1 tRNA gene is annotated in these 325 nt (G+C 47.4%); it reads right to left on the bottom strand.

Features of this window, described 5'->3' with window-relative positions:
• Positions 1-79: 79 nt before the first annotated feature.
• A tRNA-Ile gene (locus AC04QZ_RS25000) sits at positions 80-154 on the bottom strand.
• Positions 155-325: the final 171 nt, after the last annotated feature.

Here is a 325-nt window from a genome sequence, read left to right as displayed (position 1 = left end):
GAGTCGAACCGTTGACCTCCTGCGTGCAAGGCAGGCGCTCTAGCCAGCTGAGCTAATCCCCCAAAAGGATGTAAACGTGTAGTCCCGTCCAGATTTGAACTGGAGACCCCTACATTATCAGTGTAGTGCTCTAACCAGGCTGAGCTACGGGACTGTTGATTTAAGGTCGGCTATCGTATGCAGTATATAGTATCTTACCGCTACTGCTTTCCTTTGGCTTTCCCCATCTTTAGGTTCCGTTATGCTTTGCCCTTAGGCCATGGCACACCGTTGTCTTCTGGGTGTTTCTTTTTTCTCTTGTGTTTTTTAAAGTATATGGTATGGT

Source organism: Pedobacter folensis (assembly GCF_056490665.1).
The sequence above is the reverse complement of the archived record's forward strand: the minus strand, read 5'-3'. Positions and strand labels throughout refer to the sequence as shown.